This is a genomic window from Paenibacillus sp. sgz302191, from assembly GCF_057749925.1.
The window spans coordinates 1-21055 of sequence record NZ_JBYLHY010000009.1 but is presented as its reverse complement, the minus strand read 5'-3'; the positions used below and the strand labels follow the sequence as shown (position 1 = coordinate 21055).

At 39.2% G+C, this 21055-nt stretch carries 14 protein-coding genes; all 14 read right to left on the bottom strand.

Annotated elements, in window-relative coordinates; translation table 11 throughout:
- Positions 1 to 7 precede the first annotated feature (7 nt).
- A complete protein-coding gene (locus AC3G2T_RS14860; RefSeq protein WP_488435964.1) occupies positions 8 to 2059 on the bottom strand; it encodes an ATP-dependent nuclease in 2052 nt (683 codons plus the stop codon).
- Between the two features lie 25 nt (positions 2060 to 2084).
- The gene (locus AC3G2T_RS14855) at positions 2085 to 4250 is read right to left on the bottom strand and encodes a hypothetical protein (RefSeq protein WP_488435963.1); all 2166 of its coding nucleotides are present in this window, start codon (positions 4248 to 4250) and stop codon (positions 2085 to 2087) included.
- A 232-nt stretch (positions 4251 to 4482) separates the two neighbouring features.
- Positions 4483 to 5637, bottom strand: coding sequence for an IS110 family RNA-guided transposase (locus tag AC3G2T_RS14850; protein WP_488435962.1), 1155 nt, complete (start codon positions 5635 to 5637; stop codon positions 4483 to 4485).
- A 208-nt stretch (positions 5638 to 5845) separates the two neighbouring features.
- Complete coding sequence (locus tag AC3G2T_RS14845) at positions 5846 to 8005, bottom strand: hypothetical protein (protein WP_488435961.1); 2160 nt, start codon at positions 8003 to 8005, stop codon at positions 5846 to 5848.
- 1 nt (position 8006) lies between these two features.
- Positions 8007 to 8750 (bottom strand): DUF6063 family protein, encoded by a 744-nt coding sequence (locus AC3G2T_RS14840; RefSeq protein WP_488435960.1) that lies wholly within the window; start codon positions 8748 to 8750, stop codon positions 8007 to 8009.
- Positions 8731 to 10299, bottom strand: a complete 1569-nt coding sequence (locus tag AC3G2T_RS14835; protein ID WP_254366342.1) for a hypothetical protein — start codon at positions 10297 to 10299, stop codon at positions 8731 to 8733. The genes AC3G2T_RS14840 and AC3G2T_RS14835 overlap by 20 nt, the downstream gene beginning before the upstream one ends.
- Complete coding sequence (locus tag AC3G2T_RS14830) at positions 10300 to 11358, bottom strand: Wadjet anti-phage system protein JetD domain-containing protein (RefSeq protein ID WP_488435959.1); 1059 nt, start codon at positions 11356 to 11358, stop codon at positions 10300 to 10302. It abuts the gene before it with no gap.
- 260 nt (positions 11359 to 11618) lie between these two features.
- Positions 11619 to 11966, bottom strand: a complete 348-nt coding sequence (locus AC3G2T_RS14825; protein WP_488435958.1) for a hypothetical protein — start codon at positions 11964 to 11966, stop codon at positions 11619 to 11621.
- Between the two features lie 67 nt (positions 11967 to 12033).
- Positions 12034 to 15129 carry an AAA family ATPase gene (locus tag AC3G2T_RS14820; protein ID WP_488435957.1) on the bottom strand — a complete coding sequence of 1032 codons (3096 nt, stop codon included), beginning with the start codon at positions 15127 to 15129 and terminating at the stop codon, positions 12034 to 12036.
- Entirely contained in the window at positions 15086 to 16282 is a 1197-nt protein-coding gene (locus AC3G2T_RS14815) for an exonuclease SbcCD subunit D (protein ID WP_488435956.1), read from the bottom strand. The genes AC3G2T_RS14820 and AC3G2T_RS14815 overlap by 44 nt, the downstream gene beginning before the upstream one ends.
- Before the next feature lie 256 nt (positions 16283 to 16538).
- The gene (locus tag AC3G2T_RS14810; protein ID WP_488435955.1) at positions 16539 to 17240 is read right to left on the bottom strand and encodes a hypothetical protein; all 702 of its coding nucleotides are present in this window, start codon (positions 17238 to 17240) and stop codon (positions 16539 to 16541) included.
- Between the two features lie 96 nt (positions 17241 to 17336).
- Positions 17337 to 18395 carry a hypothetical protein gene (locus tag AC3G2T_RS14805; RefSeq protein WP_488435954.1) on the bottom strand — a complete coding sequence of 353 codons (1059 nt, stop codon included), beginning with the start codon at positions 18393 to 18395 and terminating at the stop codon, positions 17337 to 17339.
- Positions 18396 to 18401: 6 nt separating this feature from the next.
- Positions 18402 to 20048 (bottom strand): hypothetical protein, encoded by a 1647-nt coding sequence (locus tag AC3G2T_RS14800; protein ID WP_488435953.1) that lies wholly within the window; start codon positions 20046 to 20048, stop codon positions 18402 to 18404.
- A gap of 143 nt (positions 20049 to 20191) precedes the next feature.
- Complete coding sequence (locus tag AC3G2T_RS14795; RefSeq protein ID WP_488435952.1) at positions 20192 to 20893, bottom strand: hypothetical protein; 702 nt, start codon at positions 20891 to 20893, stop codon at positions 20192 to 20194.
- Between the last annotated feature and the right edge of the window lie 162 nt (positions 20894 to 21055).

The following is a 21055-nucleotide window of genomic DNA, read 5'->3' as shown; positions in this document are numbered from 1 at the left end:
CCTTTCCTTATACGCCATTAAGTTTTTGTTTCGCTTTAGTAAGTAGCCGCTTTAATGGAGCAGGCAAACTATTTTTAAACGTCTCATCATTAATGTTAAGTGATGCTAATCGGTGTGTAACAGGTTTCCCTCGTTGTAAGAAAAAGTAATCATACCACACCATCATTTTTCTCTGTTCGAAAGTGTAAGTTTCGCCAGTACCTCCACCTTCTTTTAAAGAATGTTTGGTTGCTAAGTCCACACGTTCTAAATATCCATCTGCCGCAGGATCATTATCCTCGATTTCGGAAATCTTACCTACACGATCAATTCGCGGGCCTTCATTGCCCTTTAGAACACCTTTATATGCTTCAGGAAATGCCTCTAACATCATGAAGTCCAGATCCAAGGGAAATGAGAAATAAACATCATAGTTTTCCAACATATTAATCCAAGTACCCTGGGTATCAATACTTGCTTCGTCCCAATCATGCATATTACTTAATTCTTTATCACTTAGAATACGGCCACCAGTAACAGTCAGTAGTAAACTTTTATCCACTCCAATTTGAATGAGTTGTTCGACAGCATATTTAATCCTACCCCATCCTCCTCCGAAACGTTCTTTATCGAAGTCCAATAAGGTTACATATGGAATGTTTAGTTCGGATAAAAGCTTCCAAAAATGATTGACATGTCTACCTCCAAGTGGCACAACATATATCGCAATGCTATCTAAATGATCCTCGGTATCCAATTCAATTGCTTTAGGGATAACAATTTCTTCACTATCCCCTTCTCCCAAAATGACTAGCTTTGAGAAATAAATTTCAGGATATGCTCTCACAGCTTCTTTTACATATTTGTACGCTTCTTCGTTCTCTACAGACCCTTGCCTACGAGGTAATACGATTTTTTTCACTTTTGTAACTAATTCATCAATCGAAATATTAAAATACCGAATCGATTCAGGTGAAACCCTCTTCACAATAGCAGGCGTATGTGATGTGATAATGACCTGAGAATTATTCTTCGAAGCAATTCCTTTCAAGTTTACGATAATGTTCCCCAATAGATGAGGAGATACGTGATTTTCAGGTTCCTCAATAGCAAGAATAGTTAATGCGGGAATCTGCATATTAAAAAGAGGAGCATTTCCGCCGTCACTGCTCGCCATAGCCTGCTGCTCAATCTCCAAAAATGAATCTACGAGTGACAAATAGAATAAGGAACGAAGTCCATCCCCCAGTGAGTCAATTGAATATGCCTTTTGCGTTATTGATGGCATGAAATCAACTTCAAACTTTTTGATTAGTTGTTCCAGGTCAGTACTATTAAATCTGATATTTGCTTCCGAATACCGGGTATCCTTGTGATACTTTTTCCAATGCTCCTTAAGTGAATCCCTGACCTTTTCCAGACCAGCTTCTTCAAACAAAGACTCTTCTGCCTGTTTTAATTGCTCTTTAATATTTTCTTTTGTTTCAGATGACCAATTAATACTTTTTAATACACGCCATAACAATGTTCCAGTCGCATTCTTTAATAATGTGGATGGGTTACGAATGGCCGGGACATAAATGATCTTGATTTGAGAAAGCTCACTTGGCGGCACTTTCGTAGCTACTTCTTCTGCATCTTCAGACATAGACATGTAGCATATTTTACTTTCTACGATTCCATCTGGCGTATTACTTTGCTCCCAAGAAGCCTGTAATCTTATTCTCAAGTACGGAGGTTCACCCGTGTTCCCAACAACAAAATTATCAAAATAAGTAGGTACCGCATACTGTGTTTCTCCGCTATCGTCCTCAATCTCCGGAAACGAAAAATTTGCCTCAATATATAGTTCTCTTCTCTGCATATCCTCTACTACTTCGTCATGTGATACATAAAAATCCGATTTCTCTAATGTTCTTTCCGAACTTGTTTCCCCGAATAATTTAGTTAATGCCTGCAGCGAGGCGCTTTTTCCGCTGCTATTTGCGCCAATGAATGTTGTAATATCCTCAAAATCAATAACCGTCTCTGTTGGTCCATAACAACGAAAGTTGCTTATCTTTAATTTGCTAAGCCTCATTTCAGTATCTCCTCTTCTATCTACATTAGTTGCTCTTAATTGCATAGATGTTATTGAGCTCCATGTATTCCGATTCTGATTTTAGAATTTCGACTCCACCGCGATTGTAATAACGATTGCTAATAACTGCCTCAAAGTGACTTCGGATTTCTTCTTCACGGATTGCCGTTAGGCAGAATAATTGTATCTTATTTTTTAGAGCAAGCTCGATAATCGGTCGTACTACATGCTCGGATGATGCGGCTCCGAATGGATTGTCAGCAACAATTGATTTCCAGACACTTTCTTTACCGTGTATTTTCTTTCGGATATGCGTCACAATTATCATAAACATAATCATGTAGGAGGTGTATCGTTCCCCGCCTGACCAAGAGGCAGCTTCGTCCCAAGAGAAATATTCAACACCTAATTCAAGCAGTGATTTCTTTCTCGGTTTAAATATTTCAATGTAACAATTCTCCAAAGGCGATACATTTTTGAGGAGATTTAAGCTGTTCATTTGTTGTTCAAGGTATAAATTCACCTCATCATCGGGTTTCCCCTCTTCTTTCAATCTTTTGAGTTCGTAAATAATTTTCTCCACAAACAAATTAGTATTGTGAAGTGAGACTTCTCTTGGATTCGCATCCCACTTTATTTTGACCATCTGTATCGTATTACCAAACAGTTCGACTTTCGAGTGTTTTGACACTTCACATATATTCTCGTGAATAATAATGGCACGTCGGTGAGCAATATCCACAAGATTTTCCTTATCTTTTCTAAGCTCAGTTAACTTGCTCTGTAAGTCACTTTCCATCGCATCAAGAGCATCAAATACTTTCACAAAAGCTTCGATAATGTAGTGATAATCAAATAGCTTCTCTTGCAATATGACAACAGTATTAAACTCTGTCGCAAACCGGCTTACCTTAGTATTATTAGTCTGTTGCAGTGTTTTCACGTAGGATTCGCATGCCTTTTTGACAGCATTTCGCTGTGATTCCAAGCTATTCTTCGATTCCATGTATGCACTAGAGACAACAGTCACCGCTTGAACACGAGAATCTCCAAATGTCTTCCATTCTTGTTCATTAAATATTGGTCGCGAAATATTACCTGTTGGCAGTTCTCGCTGTGCTTGGTAGCGCTCGAGTGCAAAATGAATATCCTTCATAACATTGTTTTGCGCATCTAAGTATTCTTCGTTCAACTTATTGTTTTCTCGATTTTTCTTTATTCCTTCTTGAACTTCATGGATAGTCGAAGGAAACTCTCCTTCTCCATCTCCATAAGGAGCCTTACCATATTCATTACTGAGTGTGGAAATCATATTGATAATGGTTCCTTCTACTTTAGCAACTTCAATCTTTTTATCATTAAAAGATTTTTCAAGGGAACTAACAACATCTCTTTTATTATCTATTTTCTTTTTAAGCTCCGATCTTTCGCCCTGATAAACTGCACGATAGTTCAGTTGAACCCAAGTAAACTCAAGCCCTGTATCTACTATTGCAAATCTAGCCTTATCCCTGTTTTCAATACACTTTAATAGAAGCTCTTGCTTAGCCTCGTATCCAGCATTTTTTACGTTCAGCTCTTTTCGGGCTTTATCCAAAGTAATTCGAATTTCTTTGAATTCCTCTTCTGAATATTCGCTTTCGAAACCACAATCTTGATCTAGCTGGTATTCCTTCCCGATCTTATAGTGCTCATCAAGAGTTCGTTCCTTCTCTTGCAATAATACCAATTGCGTCTCTTTATGCGTACGCAATTCATCTAACTCATCTTCAATTTCATTTATTTTTGTCGTGAGGGCTTCAAGTGCAAACTTCGTTGCCTTAAGGGTCGATCTTTTCAATTCAACATCCGGCTCTGGATATTTATCAATAAAAATTGCTAAATGTTCTGTTTTATAATTTAACTTTTGTTGTTCTTGCTTGTAATCTTCCCTCTTGTTTTGGGTAGAAATCTGTGCACTCTTTAGAGCAACCATCCTATCTGTATTAGCTGAAAGTTCATACGCGATGGAAGCCATTCTGTGTGCTAGCTCAGTTTCACGCTGTGCAAATCTCTTGGCCGAGAAAGCATCATACGTTTCATAAAAATCTTTTGCAGTTCGAAACGTATCGTCAAAGAAAAACAATTCTTGCTGATCTTGCTTAAGTCTCTCTTCCTTACGGTCAAGCTCCTGTTTTAATTCCCTAATCATGGATTCGATTTTCTCTCTGGATGTAAACAGCTTTCCATCTAATGACTGAAAGACCATGAGGCCGTCTTGGGAAGATGCAAGGATCACATCTTCTTGAGATGCATTTACTAACAGTTTGTTTTTTCTGTGAAAGCAATCTCTAAAAGTTGCGAAAAACGGCAAAAGGATGCCCGGTAGGGCGAATTTCGCCTACAAGGTTTAAAATAGTTATCATTGGGGCAAAATGATTAAGTTAACAAGCTACCTTTGGCGGACCGCCTTCGATGTAGTTTTGTTTGTTTTTTATCATGTGGTAGACGATTGTAAGAATTTTGTGAGCGATCGCTATAACAGCCTTTTTCTTTCCCCTACGTGAAGCGAGTTTCCAAAACTTAATGGAAAGAGATGTGTTTCTCGTCTTGGCAGCAGCCCATGCGGCCTCGCATAGAGCGGTCTTGGCATGAGAATTACCCTTCACGGTACGTGTACTTTTTTTTTTACCAGCACTCTCATGGTTGCCTGGGGCTACACCAACCCATGAAGCGAGGTGATCAGCCGTGGGAAACTGATCCATATTTACACCAATTTCCGCAACGATGGTCGCAGCTACAGTACGATTAATGCCTGGGATCGTGTCGAGCCGTTCTACTGCTTCTTGATAGGGGTCCAAGTATTTCTCGATTCGCTGTTCCAGCGTTTCCAGCGATTTCTCCAAGTATTCGATATGGCCCCAGGCAGCGCGAATCATGAACATCTGATGCTCCGTCATCGTACCAAATAACGAATCAGCTACATCGGATACATTTTTCTTGATGTTGCCATGCACACGATGTTCGATGTCGTTTGCATCAACATATCCTTGTTCGAGTAACTGTTCTAGTAAGTTACGGCCCGAGACACCGAACACATCCGAAATAACGCTACCAAGCTTTACGTTGGAACTTTCCAAATATTTTTGGATACGATTTTTTTCTGCCGTCAGATTGCTTACCCATTTTTTGCGCAGACGTACCATGTCACGCAGTTCCCTCAAATCTTGTGAAGGAACGAAGCTGCGTTCGATGAGGCCATGGCGTAATAGCTTCGCAATCCATTCCGAGTCCGACACATCTGTTTTGCGACCGGGAACATTTTTGATTCGATAGGCATTGGCTATCGTGATGTCGAAGTACCCCTCCAAAATGTTATAGACCGGACGCCAGTAAATGCCTGTGCTCTCCATAGCAATATGGGTGATCTGTTTGGATTCCAGCCACGTGAGCAGCTCAAATAACTGTTTGGTCGTTGTGCCAAATGTCTTAATTTCTGTCTGAATCTCAGATTCAGACGAATCGCTCACCAGTGCGCAAACCACAATTGTTTTTTGGTGTACATCCATACCTGCACACCGACAAATTAACGTTTCCATTCCAACCAACTCCCGATTAATAGTGACCGTCGTCGGAGGCGATCGATTGAAAGTGAGCATTTTTCTGTTCGTGGTCACCATCTATTCAAAATGGGCCTACAGGGGGTTGTGCACAAATCGAAAGCCTTACAGTTTTAGTTACAGGGTCGAACCACCAAAAAAAGCTACGTACTGAGCCCGACTGACAGTTATTATCCAGTATGGGAAGTTAGCCCTGGAATGAAACATACCCCGCAGCTTTCATGCTCGGGGTTGCTGTGAAAAACCATGATTGTTTTAGTTGAAATATTAAAGGAATTTCAAACATTTCTCGATTGATCTTAATTCGTTGCATTTCACGAACGATCGTTGCCGTTTGAGCTTCCTCTATTAAAAATGAATATGGTAGCAGTGGGTGATTTTGCAAATATTGTTCCTTAGTTACCTCATCAACGTTTTGGTCTGCTAACCACTCGCTTCCGAGTGTAACAAGTGTACCTCCTCGATGTAGTCGGCTCTTAATTTCAAGAAGAGTATGATGTGGAACAAAATATTCATTCTCCGTGAGATGTCTAATCTTTCTGCGAAGCTCCTCAATCCCAACTTTAAGCTCATCGCGGTGGTAACTCCTTGTGCTAATCTCTTTATCTAACCAAGCTAGATTTTCGTCCTTTTCGGCAAACAAATCAAAGACCATTCTCCCCTGCTTGGTCAGGGTATCTGTGAGTATGGCATTTCTAGTCTCATATTTCTGTATTGCTGTTTGATTATCATTGCGCTCAGTGCGGATTTTTGAATCCTCTAAGCTAAGGTCTTTTTCCTTAGTATGACAAGCGGAAAGTTCCTCATCATAAGTCTGAAGATGACCTGTGCATTCTTGAATTTGAGCCTGGAGATCTCCAAGTCTCTGAACAAAGCTTTTTTGCAAAATTGGGGGGCTATCAAGAACGCCCAATTCGCATATTTTCTTCATTCGTTCCAGATCACTCTCATAGTTTCGCAAGTACTCATTAAGAGTACCTATTTCATTTTGATACCCACCCTTGTCATCCTGGCATCTATTAAGCTCGTCTATTGTTTTATCATATTTAATTTTTATGTCATCTATTTTTCCGGAGACTTCATCTCTAGCCCTTGCCTTCAAATGGAGAATTGCAGACCACGCATCTTGCAGTTCCTCAGTCTTATTTCGAACGGTCTCCTCTAACTCCGGTTGAGTTTTTTTCATCATTTCAAGCTCTTGAGTGTAGGAAATTACTGCTTGGTTCTCACTTTCATATAATGCATACTGTGTGAACGATTGAAGTTCTTTATCTTTTCTCTCAAGTGAAATCAAATGTTGACTGTGAGATTTAAATTCCTCTTCATATTGAACTGCTTCTTGCTGAAGCTCCTGCATCTCATGTCGCTTTGTTTGAATATAAATACTATCCTTCTTCCAATTCCAATCCTGAAGTTCTTGATAAAGTCTCTTTTTCTCATCCTCTAGCCTTTGCAAGGCTTCTGCGGATTGTACCTGATGCATCTGTAAAGTAGAACGAAGACGTTCAATCTTAACCAGTTCTGAATGATGTATTTGTTTCTTACTTTCAAGCTCCTGTACACTCGTGACGACCATTTCAGCCAACGATTTTATCATTTTAAAGTCTTCAATATCTTTTTGATATTCAGGAATGATTAGAAGGTTTTCTTTATATCCTTTGAATGCCTCAATTATTTCTTTTTTGTCCTCTTCGGTTTGAAAAATAGTATTTTCCATTGTAGGTACCAGTAACTTCGTAATCAATGTTTCTGTCGTCTTCGCTTTTTGAAAAAAGCCTTCTACTCCCCCCTCATCACCGTTAATTTTCCGGATACTTTCCCATTCTTCCGGGAGTATGCCGTATAACAACAAATTTTCCTTATACTTTTTGTTGGAATCTGGGATTTCAACGTAGGGATACTCTAAGTTGTTTAAGTACTTTCTGAAATCAGTAAATCTCGTCACCATCTTATCCGTAGTAAAAGGTAACGTAGCAATATTAACTTCAGAATCCTTTTCGTAAGTAAAAAGATAATTGAAATAATCCAACTTGTCTTTATCCGTCTCTGCATTCTTAAAGCAAAAACCAGTTAATAAATACTTTTCTTTCTCCCCGTCAAGTAACCACTCTACCGCGATATGCCCATATGACTTTTTTGCATAGGTATCTTTAATATTTCGCCCAGCGAGACCTGAGTTAGGTAACACAGTTTGCATTAATGTCTGGATAATGCTTGTCTTGCCGCCGCCATTCTCAAGCAAAAAAATTGTATTCTTACCTCGAGGTTCCCATATATTATCAGGAATAATCTTCTTCCCTTCATCAAACTTAAGGCCGACCGTACGTATTCGAGTTATGACAGGCATATTAACTTCTCCCCTTCTGAGCATTTGTAATAAAACGCATGATTCTTTCTTTTCGGCCAGTATTAAAATAATATTTAATAACAACGTGATTCAGTTTTTCTGTAATCCTGACTTCTTTACCTTCCATGACTACGGCAAGCTCTTCCTTCTCTAAAAACACCAACACTTTATTTAAAAATCCAAAATGATGCTTATCATACTTTGATTTTTTTAGGTTTTTTACCGTTTCATTAAATTCAGGCACAGAATCCCATGAATTCATAATACCTTTTAGGTCCAGTTCTAGATCCTCTGCAATGGACGTTAAGTCATCTTCATCCAGTGACTTGAAATACTCCATACTCTTATCTACCGTCTCTAGTATTTCCTCAATTCGCACGTATTGCCGCGTCGATACTGTCTGATCCATACTATTGAAAAATTTAGACAACAAAACCAGCATACAGAAATAAGCCAAGTAGAGGTGCTCATTATTTTTCAGCCCCATTTCCTTACGAAGTTCTTCATTCGTGTAAGAAAGCACTCGATTTTCCAGGGTAGGAACCATATATATAACACCGTTATCTTCATATTCAAAAATTTTCACTTGTGCATTCGGCTCAATAACATCACGGATCATTTCTTGCACCTCAAAGCGCCTAAAGGTACTATAGATTTCCTCATTGTCTTTGGTTATGCGTCCTTCTTTTTGGAGTGCAATAAAGACAGAGAATGCATCTGCAAAGTCATCCTTGGGTGTTCCCATATAAATTCCCCTTTCGTATTGCAAAATCGGATAGAACAAAGCCGTTCTGGAGACTAATGATTTTCCCATTCGGCTCGAAAGAAAAATAACCTATTGTTTCAAGCTCCGGATATACCTCAACAGCACGCGCCAAGCATCTAGGGATCTCTGGTAAATGAGGAATAATCTCATGTTCAATTCGTTGGAATGACGTATAGTCGCTTTGATGCAGGTCAACAAGGAAGGAGTAAAAATGCATCGAGTTTGTTAGTTCATCGTACAAGTCTACGTTCTCAATTTTAACATTTGTAAGGATTTCAGAAATTGTAACGCTACTTTCCGTAAGAATCGGCTTTCCCAAAATTCGAAGGTATTCAACCGTCTTTGCTTCTTTTTGAATCCGCTGCATTTCTTCTGCTTTTTCAATTATTAGCATCTCCTCATCACTGACTTCATGAACTTCTACATCTTGTTCTTGCTTGCGAATAATTCGCCGCTGCGGTTGAAATGCTTCAAGAGGATTGAAAATTGATTTTCTACGAAGTGGTAATAAGGGATTTAATATGATTTTCAATGTATCCAGACTTACAGGCCTTGTGTTAATCTCACTCAATATTTCACGTTCAAAATTCAACTTTACTGAAAAAGCGTTGAGGATTAGAGATTCCATGGAATGAGTCATGACCATCTGTAGCTTCTGCTTATCTGTAAATAAAGACTCATGGACGGCGATCACACTTGCCAGTTTTCGCTGGATTTGCATGACAAGCTCGATACCCTTAATTTCTTTTGCTGTAAGCTCACCCATATGATAGCTATTAATTTTTTCATCCACTAAATTTTTCAAACTATTAAAAACTTCTCGTTCCCGCGTAAGTTTATCATGAACACTCTCAAGTTGTTTTTTGAGTAATTCCTTTTTTGAAACCGAAATGGCATCCTTCACAATTTCACCCTGTAAATCTCGTAAAGCAGAGCGTTCTTTTTTAATTGCTATTGTAATGTCATTAATTGCATTTAGTGCCTCATGAAAAAGTCCCTTTTGCATTTGTTGTTTGAAATACAACTGAGCAATAGAAATTTGGAGCTCACCATACATTTCTTTTGTTTTAAAGAGCATTTCAATACCCTCGGTAGATAAACGCAGACTGATTTTTCGCTCTTTAAGCATGTCTATATCCATGTCCTCATCGTACTCAAATAACCGGAATGATATAATTTCCTTGCTCTTCTGTTCCAAATCGAAATATTCAAATTCATGATTACGACCAAAATTTCGGAGAAATTCATCAACGAGCACTTCCCGCAGCTCTTCGATCTCTTCATTATTCATTTGAATGCCGCAGCGTTCTGACAGAGTACTTTTCAGAAATCGGTGCAAACCTTCGGTAGTCGTAGGTCGGTTCATCAGCATATTTTCTAAAGTGAATAGCATAATCGCAATTGACAACGACACTAGAGGCAATTCACGGAAACGATTCTTATCTCTCATATAGAGAATTGGTGAAAACACACCTAGATTCTTCATACGTTCCCGGAAACCAAGAAATATATTGTCGTAACTATCCATTTATACGTCTCCTTGGGAATGACTTAGCCTTATGAAATCTTTACGATTCAACCCTTCTTGAGGAAGATATCCGTTCTTTTGTTCAATGATCGAGATAAAACTTTCTCTCGTGGATTCGTCAAAACATTCAAGAAAGGTCGCATAAGATGATGGTTTAGTTTTGACCTGTTCCTTTTTACGCCGCGGTGGCTCCCTAAACTCATATTTACTTAACAAAGCAATGTAGAATGGCAAGAAAGGTTGAACGTCTATGGCTTTCTTTAAAGATGAAAAAATACTCATCCCCTTAGGATCAATATCCCCGAAGTAATAGACTCGATAATCAATATCTCTAAGCTCTTCTATCTCGTTAATATAAGAGAAACTGCTCAGGATCTTATCACCCTCCCCATAAATGAGCATGGAGAATGGTACCTCGCCAAAAATATAGGCTCCTTCAATAAAAAGTCGTTTGAGCGTATAATATGTGTCTTTATTTTCTATAATCAAAATGTGGTAAGATGATTCGCCGCGGCTAGAGCGACGGTATTCAAAAAACGGCTCATAAGTAGGATAACAATATAAATCATCTAAAGTTATGCTAATTCTCTGGAGAACTCCCCTGTTTTGGTCTAACCACTTTTCATCATAAAAAAGTTCGAAAGATCGTTCGTTAATTGAAATTACTTCCGTATCACCTATCTGTAGGAAATTATTTATTTCATCCAGATACGGTTTATCTTTAATGAATCCTTCGTAATCTCTTACATAAGATAATAATGCTATTTTAGGATGATACCCATTGAGCAACTTTCGAATATATGCTTCATCTACTGGATCAGTAGCTTTTTCAATTTTTCGATAGGCATTGTACAGTTTCGTGCCGATTTTCCCTCTAGAGGTAACCGGTGATATCACTCCATCATTGCAGAGAGCCTCAATCGATTTCACAAAGGATGAAAATCCGCCGTCTCTTTCATAACGCAATTTATGATTTCGTACCAAATAAGATTCAATATCATCTGTCGAGATAGTTTTATTTCTATTATTTTCGATAAATAATTCTATAAGGTCTTTCAAAAAGTATCATCCTTTTGCTAGAGTTATAGTAACGAAACCAAATCACATAAACGATTTTTGCACCGAACGTTTCATCGTACCTAGAAATTGCATTATATGTTTATTAAATCACACCAACATGTCAGCACCCTGCCACTGAACGTTTGTTCGCATGAATAATATTTCGACAAATTAATGGAAACTCCTATCCGTATTATGGCAAATATCCTGCTCTAAATAAAAATAACCCCGCCGTAAAGGGCGAGGTGTGAGAACTAGCTTCATTTCTTATCCACTTGTAGTAACGTTACGTTCTTAATCGAATACGTATCTTTAATCTTCTCTTCAGTAATAACATTTAGCTTGATCAGGCTTGCAATCTTGGAGGAATCCGCTTTCGAGAGCATACGCCAAACTCCGGGGTCAGGCAGTGCTTCGTATAGCTTGTTATCGTCGTACTCCTTCCGCTCTTGAAGTACGATCTTTACCTTGTAACTTCCTACCTCAAGCTCAGACACGCCTTGTTCTGTACAATGATTCATGATGTCGCTGCGTAATTCCGATAACTCTTGCTCTATTTCTTTTTGTTTTTGCTTCAGTTGATAATATTGTTTTACTTTCTTGTCCATATTGTTCACGCTCCTCTTTACAACATATTTATGCTGAGGAAGCCAATTTAGGACAAGATTGATAATACTAGCTTACACAAAAGTTGGTGTAACTATATCCCTCTCTCGTTTTCTTCACTTCCAGGATGGCAGGTATGGCTTGTTTTAGCTCCTGAACATGGGAAATGACGCCGATCATACGCCCGGATTGCTGTAAATCGATCAAGGTATCAATTGCTTTGTTTAATGACTCTTCATCGAGAGAGCCGAAGCCCTCGTCTATAAACATGGTTTCCAGAGATATGCCGCCTTCATAGGACTGAATAACATCGGCCATCCCAAGCGCTAAACATAATGAGGCATTAAATTTTTCCCCGCCAGATAATGTTTTCACATCTCTCATTTGGCCTGTGTAATTATCATACACATCAAATCCTAGGCCGCTCTGCTTGCCACGTTTCTCCATACGGTCGCTGCGAACCAGATAGAATTGACCACCTGACATCCGTTGTAATCTCTGGTTTGCATTTTGAATAATCTTTTCCAAAAATTCAATCTGTAGATACCGTTCAAAGGATATCTTCTTCCCATTTTCTCCGCGAACAACATCATACAAATCTTTGACAAGTTGGTGTTCGCGTTCAGCATCTTGCCAATTGCTCTCAGCCTCTATGATATTGGCCTTGTAGTCTCTACCCTTGTCGTAGTTGTTCTCGGTATGTATATACCCGCTGCGAATAGAATCAATATATTTTTCCAACTCCTGCAGCCACTGTTGTAATGCATCAAGATCATGACGTTCTTTGCCTGCTAACGATGAGGACAGTTCCTCGATTTGCTTTGTTAAAGATAGCATTGCTGTCTTATATGTTTCAATCTGTTGCTTCAATTCTTCACGAGCCACATCTGTCATTTTCGCCGCTTTGTAAGCTTCTTCCGTCTCGAATCCTGCTTGCTCCAAAGCATTCATGTAGCTTTGATGAGCTTTATCTTTATTAGCAATAGCCTCGTTATTTAAACTCTCTGCATTACTGCGGTTTGCTGCCGCCTTGATGTTCCGATCGTTCGCCTCTTGATATCGCAGTTGTGCTGCCTTCCATGCGGACTCCAGCTGTTTCTTAATATCTTCCGTTTCCCGGATACGCAGTTCTAGCTGCTCAAGACTTCGCACATCTTCAGGTAAAGCAGCTAACGATTGATCATATAGTGCCTTCTCCGTGGCATATGCAGTCTTCTTCTCATTGCACAAATTCAGAATATGCTCCTTATGCTTGCGCAATTCATCCAACCTGTTCTCCAGTGTTTCCAACCCAAGTCTCAGCAGGGCAAGCTTCGCATGATCTTCCTTCAACCACTTCTCCTCTTCAGCCAGTGCTTTTCCTTCTTTCACCAGCTCTTTAAAAACACCCTGAATCCCTTCTAAGCTAAAACCCTGTTCAAGCAATTGTTGCTGTTTCTCTTGAATCAGCTGCCCAGTGGCTGCGAGTTTCGCTATCGCTTCGAGATGCTTTTTTTCAGTTGCGGATTTCTCCTTGCGAAGCCGCTCCAACTCTTCTTTGGTCGGGATATCTCCGGCCACAGCTGCCTTCTTAGGATGGTCAAGGCTTCCACAAACCGGGCAAGACTCACCGTCATGAAGATGACTTGCAAGTAATCCTGCCTGACCTTCAGTCCAGCGATCCTCTACTATAGAATAAGCATGATCCGCTTTTTCAAATGCTGCTCGATTCTCTCGCTCCTCTTGTTGTTCCTTTTCAGATTTTTGAACGAGGTTATTGTATTCTTGTATGATTGTAGCTTGCTGTCTCAAAATAGTAAGCTTCTCTGTCTTAACCGGCAAGAGAACAACTTTCTCTTCCAGTTCCTTTATTTGAGCTAAATTCGTTAACCGTTCGGATTGTAAGGAATCCAATTGATTCTGTGCATCCGTCAATTGTTTCGACAACTTTTCGACTTCAGCCGCAAGCTGCACTTCCCGTTGTTGCTTCTGATCGATTTCCTTTACCGTTGGCAGGTATCCCTGAAGTCGATCCAGCTCATGAAAAACCTGCTCTCTTACCTCTTCCTTGCCTTCTTCCTCCTTATACTGCAACGCGGCCAGTTGAAAAGTAGCCTCCGCGTGTACGTTTTCAGACAAAGCTTCTTCGAGAAGCTTACTTTTGCGGACGAGTTCTTCCGAGAACTCTGAATTATGCTTTTCGTACACTTGCAGATGGACGGCTTGCTCGGCAAGTGAAAGCAACACCGTTTTTTCCTGAATATCTTGTTCTTGCTCTACAAGGTTTTGTTTTGCCGCGAGCTTTTGATCCAAAATATTGAATTGTTCATTCAGGTTTTGGGCTTGATGATATGCCGATGTATGTTCTTGGTACTTAGCTGTTTCATCTTTCAGCTTCTGCTTCATAACTTTCATTTGTTCAGCGTAATATTCGATCTCTTTATCTAAGGCTTCAAGTACTTGATATGTATTATAATGCTGCTGTTGAAAAAATACGTTATACAGATCCGATCCCTCACGTACTGCTAAAGAGCCCTTAACATTGCTGATATGATACTCACGCATGTTTCCCAGTTCCGTACAGAGCAGTTGCATTTCCTTCCGCTTCTCATTTAAATGATCGGCAACATATTTGTACAAACCGGTCTTAAAGATACGGCGCAAAATCTCCTCTTTGTTCTCCGTCTCCGAGGTTAACAGCTTACGGAACTCCCCCTGCGGCAGCATAACGATTTGACTGAATTGTTCCTTCGTGAGTCCTATAATTTCACGAATCTTCTCATCCACCTGTGATACAATAAGGCGGTCAGTAAGCGGAACCTCTTTCCCACGAACGATCTCGTACAATTCGTATCGGTCTCCCGTTGCCCCTTTATTGCCTACTTTAACATGAGCCAGCTGCCGGAATACGCGGTACGTCCGGTCTTTCAGTTCAAATTCAAAATCAACGGAAGTGTGCGCCTGGTCATCAGCGAAATGACTACGGAGCATTTTATTGTCATTTCTGTCCTCTCCACTCGCATCCCCATATAAAGCAAAACAGATCGCGTCAAAAATGGATGTTTTCCCAGCCCCCGTATTTCCCGATACGACAAACAATCGATGTCCTTTCAGCTCTGAAAAATCAATAACTTCTTTATCCTTATACGGCCCGAACGCCGTCATCGTAAGTTTCAACGGTTTCATTGCGCTCACCCTCTTTCTTATAGATCTCCTGCAGCGTTTCTATAAACAAATGTTCTGTTTCTGGAGAGAGCTCTGTTCCTCTCACTTCTTTGTAGAATGCTTTGAACAGCGAAAGTCCGTCCATCTTTGCTCTTCCATCAATCGCTAAAACTTCCCCTGTGAGCCCAGGGATAGCCATTTTCCGTTCTACATGCATAGCATTTGGATACACGGATCTAACCCGTTCCATCGCAGATAGTACTAAAGTCTCGTCAAGCAAGCGAACAAAAACATAATCATAATTAATCGAGTGCTTCTCAATATCTGCAATTAGGCCTTCTACAGTTCTCATATCACGTCGTGGAGCGAGGTATCTTTTCTCAATTGTCACGTTTCCATGTTGATCTAGTTCAACTATAAAATATCCTTTGTTATGATGTTCTTCCGAAATGGAATATTTCAGAGGCGAACCGGCATATCGGATAGTTTCGTTCCCAACGTGATGCGCCTGATGAAGATGGCCTAGTGCCGTATAGTTGAAGCCATCAAAATGCTTTGCACTCACATGTTCGGCCCCACCGATGGACAACGGCCGTTCCGAGTCGCTTGTATTATTCTGTGCTTCACCACTAGGTGTGACAAAAGCGTGGCCAACGAACACGTGACGAGCACTCAGGTCCATTTTAGCTTTGATGGTTTCAACGATCTTCTTCATAGCATCATCATGAGTTTTGATGTCTTCATCCCCAAGCAAATAACGAACTTTTCCAGGCTCGGCGTATGGGATGAGATGAAAATGAACCTCCCCATCTTGGTCGCAAAGCACTACAGGTTCGAAAGGATATGTAAGTTCACCCGCGATATGTAACCCTGAGGCTTTCATAATGCTGCTTCCAAAGTCAAGCCGGCTGGGGCTATCGTGATTACCCGCAACTGCTAATACGGGGATTTTCAATTGGAGGATAATCGTTTCTAGCACGCTATCAAGTAATTGAACGGCTTCCGTCGGTGGAACTGCACGATCATATAAATCACCTGCGATAACGATGACGTCTGGTCTATCCGCTTCAATATCCTTTATAAATTGTTCAAGAACAAATTGCTGATCCTCCGTCATGTAAACACCCTGAACCAACTTGCCAAGATGCCAATCAGCTGTGTGGAAAATTTTCATTGGTTTCCGTCCTCTCCGATAATATCTCCGTATCTTCCTCAGCAGTTTTTATGCAGCTGTTATTGTGTAACTCTATTATAACAAACGTTCTCTGACAACAAGTTGCCAGAGAACGTTTGTTTGTACTAATTATTTTATTCAATGGGGCATGAGACTTATTCCTCAGCTCTGGTTGGACAGTTTATCCGTTTCGGTCAACAACGTCAGCTTTCGGACATTACACTTTTGTAATAACACCAACCTACCGCTGCTAAAATCATTCTTCCTTATATTTTTCTAAAACCTCAGTGGTTTTGCTTATAAGCTTATCAAATAATTCTTTCTCTCTTTCTTTCGTAGTCAGCCACAAATCACCGTATTCTTTGACAAATGCCTGAAATAATAAGTTATCGTCATCTGTTTCATTAATCTCTAATATCTCGGACATAATCCTTTTATTTCTTATAACATTAAAGATCTTATTGTATAGTTCATTTAACCGCTCTGAAGCTAATTTAGACACAAGATTTACTGTGTACGGCTTACTTGGAACGACTGAACTTACTTTCCCCCGTCGATGCTTCTTCCCTTTGGTTGTAGTTACAGCCTCTGACTCATCCCCAACCATTTCAATCTTTATAATATGTGTAAACTCTAATTGATCTCCTTGAATAGTTGACGAGTAAAATTCAATGTTGTTTTTCAGTAAAATGCTTTCAAGTTGTTTTAACTGAAAACCTAATACATCATACATCTTATCCTTTTCGTCGGTCTTTTTGCGCTTATTTATTTTATCCGAAGGCGGTAAAATAAATCTATCAAAACCAGATAGATCCTTTAAAAGATCAACATGAAAGCTCGCAATGAACTTATACACTTTTTCCGCTTCGAATGGGTGTGTTTCATTCAAGATGATTGTATCGAATTTCTCAGCAAGTGTTGGATCGAAAATATCGGTATCACGAAGTACATACTCCATTTTATTAATCCTCCTAGATAAGAAATATTGTCGACATTGTCATTTACTTTCGCTAACTTCCTGACGAAAAAGCGCCGCGGCGACACAAAGCTACATTCATGTGAGTTTTTCCATTCCTATAAGCCTGATTTCATTAAGAATGTCCAAAACTGGATCGCTTTCTTGGGCAAGTTGGCGTACTAGCTGAATATATGTGGTTAATTGCCCCTTCTTAATTGGATCATCTAGCGTAGAGGTGAATGCTTCCAACTCACCTGCAAACTTTCGAAGTTCTTGTGACCTATACCAGTTTCTCATTTGAGTATCGATATTTCCCATCAGATGTTTTTTTCGGTGTTCTTGTTCTTCTAACTTCTCAAGTTTCTTTCTCTTTTCTGTCTCGACCTCACGAAGTCGCAGTTGTTCTTGTCTCTTTATTTCATCTTCTTGACCTGCAATGAATTTGGCTATTAGAGCCTCGCCACTTATTTTTAATAATGTCCTAAATATTTCCCCAATCTGTTCCTCTATTGGCACGTCAACAGAATCTGAGAACGTATTTGTTTCTGAAACTCTATTTTTCATTCTGTAATCTAACATTTCATGAAATTGAAACTCAAGTCTTCCACTTGGAAGTTTCTCGTACATTGGCCCGAATGTTGTTAATGACCTTTCACTGATCGATTCATCAGACAACAACGAACGCCTTTTCACCATAAGTTCCCTTACTTGTAATGAAAACTTTTGATCGAATAATCTTATTGCTGCATTATCGTCTTCTCTCGAATCAACTGAAATTGCCCCGCCCAGTTCCTGAATGGACTGAATCAATATATTCATAATTCTGGATACTCGATTAACTTGTTGATTGGATACAGCTATCGGAAGAACGGCTTTATTACGGCGATATTCAGTTTTACTGATCATGGAACGCTCAAGTATATCTCTAAACTTGTGTTCCTCGTCCCTTTTCATTCTATAAGTAATTTCTTCTTGATAATCGATAATAAGTGGATGATACTGAGAAACCCTTTTATTCACTCGAATTTCATCACACCACTTTAAGAAAATTTTCTCAGATCCGGGTGTAAGTACATTCATTCCATTAAGCGCTTTCAATTGCTCAATTGATATATGGTTATAATCAACAAATTCTAGTCGCCTTCCCCCAAACACAGCTCTTCACCCCCCTTGTGCAGAGAACGTGAACCCAGCTCTAAGAAGGTCATCCGTTAGTTCTTCAAGTTCATGGGTACTGCTCATTCCATCAGGTATAAAGTAACGACTTAAGTTATCGTTTAATAAAGCAGAAATACAGCCCATGAACTCAGAAATCCGGGGATAATCGTGTTGATTCAAATAAACTTTGTCGCCTTTATATAGGTAATTCGCAAAAGTGTACCTGGTCGATAACTTAGACAGATGTATTCCAACAATTGCATTCCGCATTTCGGCAAGCTGGTTAAAGTCATCTTCAAATTGATTTAGATAGGTCTTATTTTTCATTAACTTCGAAATGTCGATTGCAAACTTCATTTTAAACTTCATCTCTTTGACAATGCCTCTTAATTTAACAATATCCTCTGTAGTTTGCATAAGGTATTTGGGCTTGGAGCTATGTCTGTGAGGCCCGTTTACCAGTACAATTTTCATATCTCTATATTTTTTCATAGATTTTTCTATAAGACGGTATTGGGTAAAAAACTCTTCTTCATTATATTCTGGTGCACGCAGCGGAGGCAGCAGTTCCAAAGCAAACGGTTCACCGTATTTTGCAAATGTATCACTAAGATTTTGAATAATCTGATTCAACTTCGCCGTGTCCTTCCAGAACGCATCATTATCCTTGTCATAATGCAAACGTAAAATATATGTTCCCTCCGGTTGTTCCTTAATCGAACCTGTCATCGTTTCAATAAATGAAATAGAACTTTGTATTTCATTCGGATATTCCATGCCTTTAATTTTCGCGGGAATCAAAATGTTGACAGGTCCAACGATACTAACTCTACCTGTAGATACACATAAATTCATATACTCAGGCCAGTATTCGGTATCGTGTACATTCTCAAAAATCCAAACATGCATAACCAGCATTTCCAATTCGCCTTTTCGACCATTAATGAATGGTCTATGGCGATTCTCTTCATACATTTCATCGATATCAAAAGGGTTGTTGTTATATCTGTGATTATATCGATTAATATAATAAAATTGTTCCCGTTCTCTATTGTAAATAAGTTCAACATATTCCTCGTAGTAGGATCTAATGTAACTTTGAGCAAACTGAAATAAATTAACTCCATATTCACGGTAAACTTCTTTAACCCAAGCAATTAATGAATGATCCAAATATTTGAATCCAGTGATTGAAGGCTTTACAATTTCTTGTTCTTTAATTTCTTCACATAAGATTGTGAGTCTGTCCTTATATTGTTCAATGCCGGTTTCCCTCATTTTTCTGCTATCGCAAAATTCATCTACAGCATAATTTAAATCCTCTTTGCAGTAAAAAAGATCGACATATTTGAGTTCGTTAAACCATGATCTATACATCTTATCAATACGGCTTTTTGTTTGTCTGTAGTAATCTACAATAAAGTCCTTACTTTTGGGGAAAATATTGCCGATCTCCTGTTCAATTTTTGATACTGACTGTTCAACTTTGATCTTCTCATAGTCTACGGCTTCCGGGTCAAGATAAGTATTAAAATAATCCATCACGTACTTGATTACGTTTGTCATATTCTCAGCATGGTTTTTAAAATTAAATTCATTCAGCTTGTCTTTCTTCTTCATTTTTGTGATGTACTGCTCTACGGTTAGCATCTCCCACTCTCCTCTCATTTTCAAAAATGTTGACTGAAGAAGTGAAGCCCCGACTTTGTAATAAAAAAACAAAAGACAAATAAAGTGTGCATCTGAGCTGAATTCGCACTCTATCTGTCTCAACGTCTATACTGAAGGTAATCTCACGAGCTGATTTTCTTCCTTGTGCAATGTTGGATATAATCGAACAATTCTGATCCTCTAAGTCCGTTTTCTAAAACAAATGTTATCTGATCTTTGTTCAATCCTGCTTCTTGAAACGATTTATAGTATCCTTTTATAATTTGTGATGTTTCCTTATGTGCCCTCCATGCAAAACTAAATGGATCTTCTAACTTTCCAGTCTCTTTTTCCGAAACATCATACACTAACGCGTATACACTAGGAATTTTAAATCTTTTGACAATGCAGGTTCGATGCTTTCCTTCTTCTGCTACGAGTTCCCCATTACAATTCGCCAGCTGAATTTGATCATAATCGGGTACATCTTCTCGATACGTATTTGTTTCAAATTTTCTCAACAGTGAGCCACAGTGCTCAGATCTTCTGCATATTTCCAAAAACTCTTGTCGTTCTGAAGATAATGTAAGCATTTCCTGGACAGTAAATGGAGAGTAATCCCCCCATGTGTCTATTAAATTCTGTTTTTCAAACCAACGCCATACTGCGCACTTACGCGCATCACCTGTCAGCAAGTATGGGTAGTTTTTAATCTGACTAACATCGACATAGGTTGCTCTTGTTGAGCCTACTGTACCGACTGGGCGATCTCGTCTGAATTCATGATTTACGTATAAAAAGTTCGTATACACATCATCATATCGAACGGCTATTTTATCTCTCATGTTTTTATTCCATAATTCAAAAGAAATCAAATGGTCTAGTACATCATCAGTCTTTAAATTGTGGATAAAGACGTTTTAATTTGATCCGGGCGTCAGAGGTAGTAAACTGCCAATCGACTCCCTTTTGACTCGAGTTGCGACCTTGCTCCCAGGCAGACAGCT

Bases quoted from the DNA above. Each gene is read 5' to 3' on its own strand.
- AC3G2T_RS14860 (WP_488435964.1), bottom strand. From the start codon at position 2,059: ATGAGGCTTAGCAAATTAAAGATAAGCAACTTTCGTTGTTATGGACCA.
- AC3G2T_RS14855 (WP_488435963.1), bottom strand. From the start codon at position 4,250: ATGATTAGGGAATTAAAACAGGAGCTTGACCGTAAGGAAGAGAGACTT.
- AC3G2T_RS14850 (WP_488435962.1), bottom strand. From the start codon at position 5,637: ATGGAAACGTTAATTTGTCGGTGTGCAGGTATGGATGTACACCAAAAA.
- AC3G2T_RS14845 (WP_488435961.1), bottom strand. From the start codon at position 8,005: ATGCCTGTCATAACTCGAATACGTACGGTCGGCCTTAAGTTTGATGAA.
- AC3G2T_RS14840 (WP_488435960.1), bottom strand. From the start codon at position 8,750: ATGGGAACACCCAAGGATGACTTTGCAGATGCATTCTCTGTCTTTATT.
- AC3G2T_RS14835 (WP_254366342.1), bottom strand. From the start codon at position 10,299: ATGGATAGTTACGACAATATATTTCTTGGTTTCCGGGAACGTATGAAG.
- AC3G2T_RS14825 (WP_488435958.1), bottom strand. From the start codon at position 11,966: ATGGACAAGAAAGTAAAACAATATTATCAACTGAAGCAAAAACAAAAA.
- AC3G2T_RS14820 (WP_488435957.1), bottom strand. From the start codon at position 15,129: ATGAAACCGTTGAAACTTACGATGACGGCGTTCGGGCCGTATAAGGAT.
- AC3G2T_RS14815 (WP_488435956.1), bottom strand. From the start codon at position 16,282: ATGAAAATTTTCCACACAGCTGATTGGCATCTTGGCAAGTTGGTTCAG.
- AC3G2T_RS14810 (WP_488435955.1), bottom strand. From the start codon at position 17,240: ATGGAGTATGTACTTCGTGATACCGATATTTTCGATCCAACACTTGCT.
- AC3G2T_RS14800 (WP_488435953.1), bottom strand. From the start codon at position 20,048: ATGCTAACCGTAGAGCAGTACATCACAAAAATGAAGAAGAAAGACAAG.
- AC3G2T_RS14795 (WP_488435952.1), bottom strand. From the start codon at position 20,893: ATGAGAGATAAAATAGCCGTTCGATATGATGATGTGTATACGAACTTT.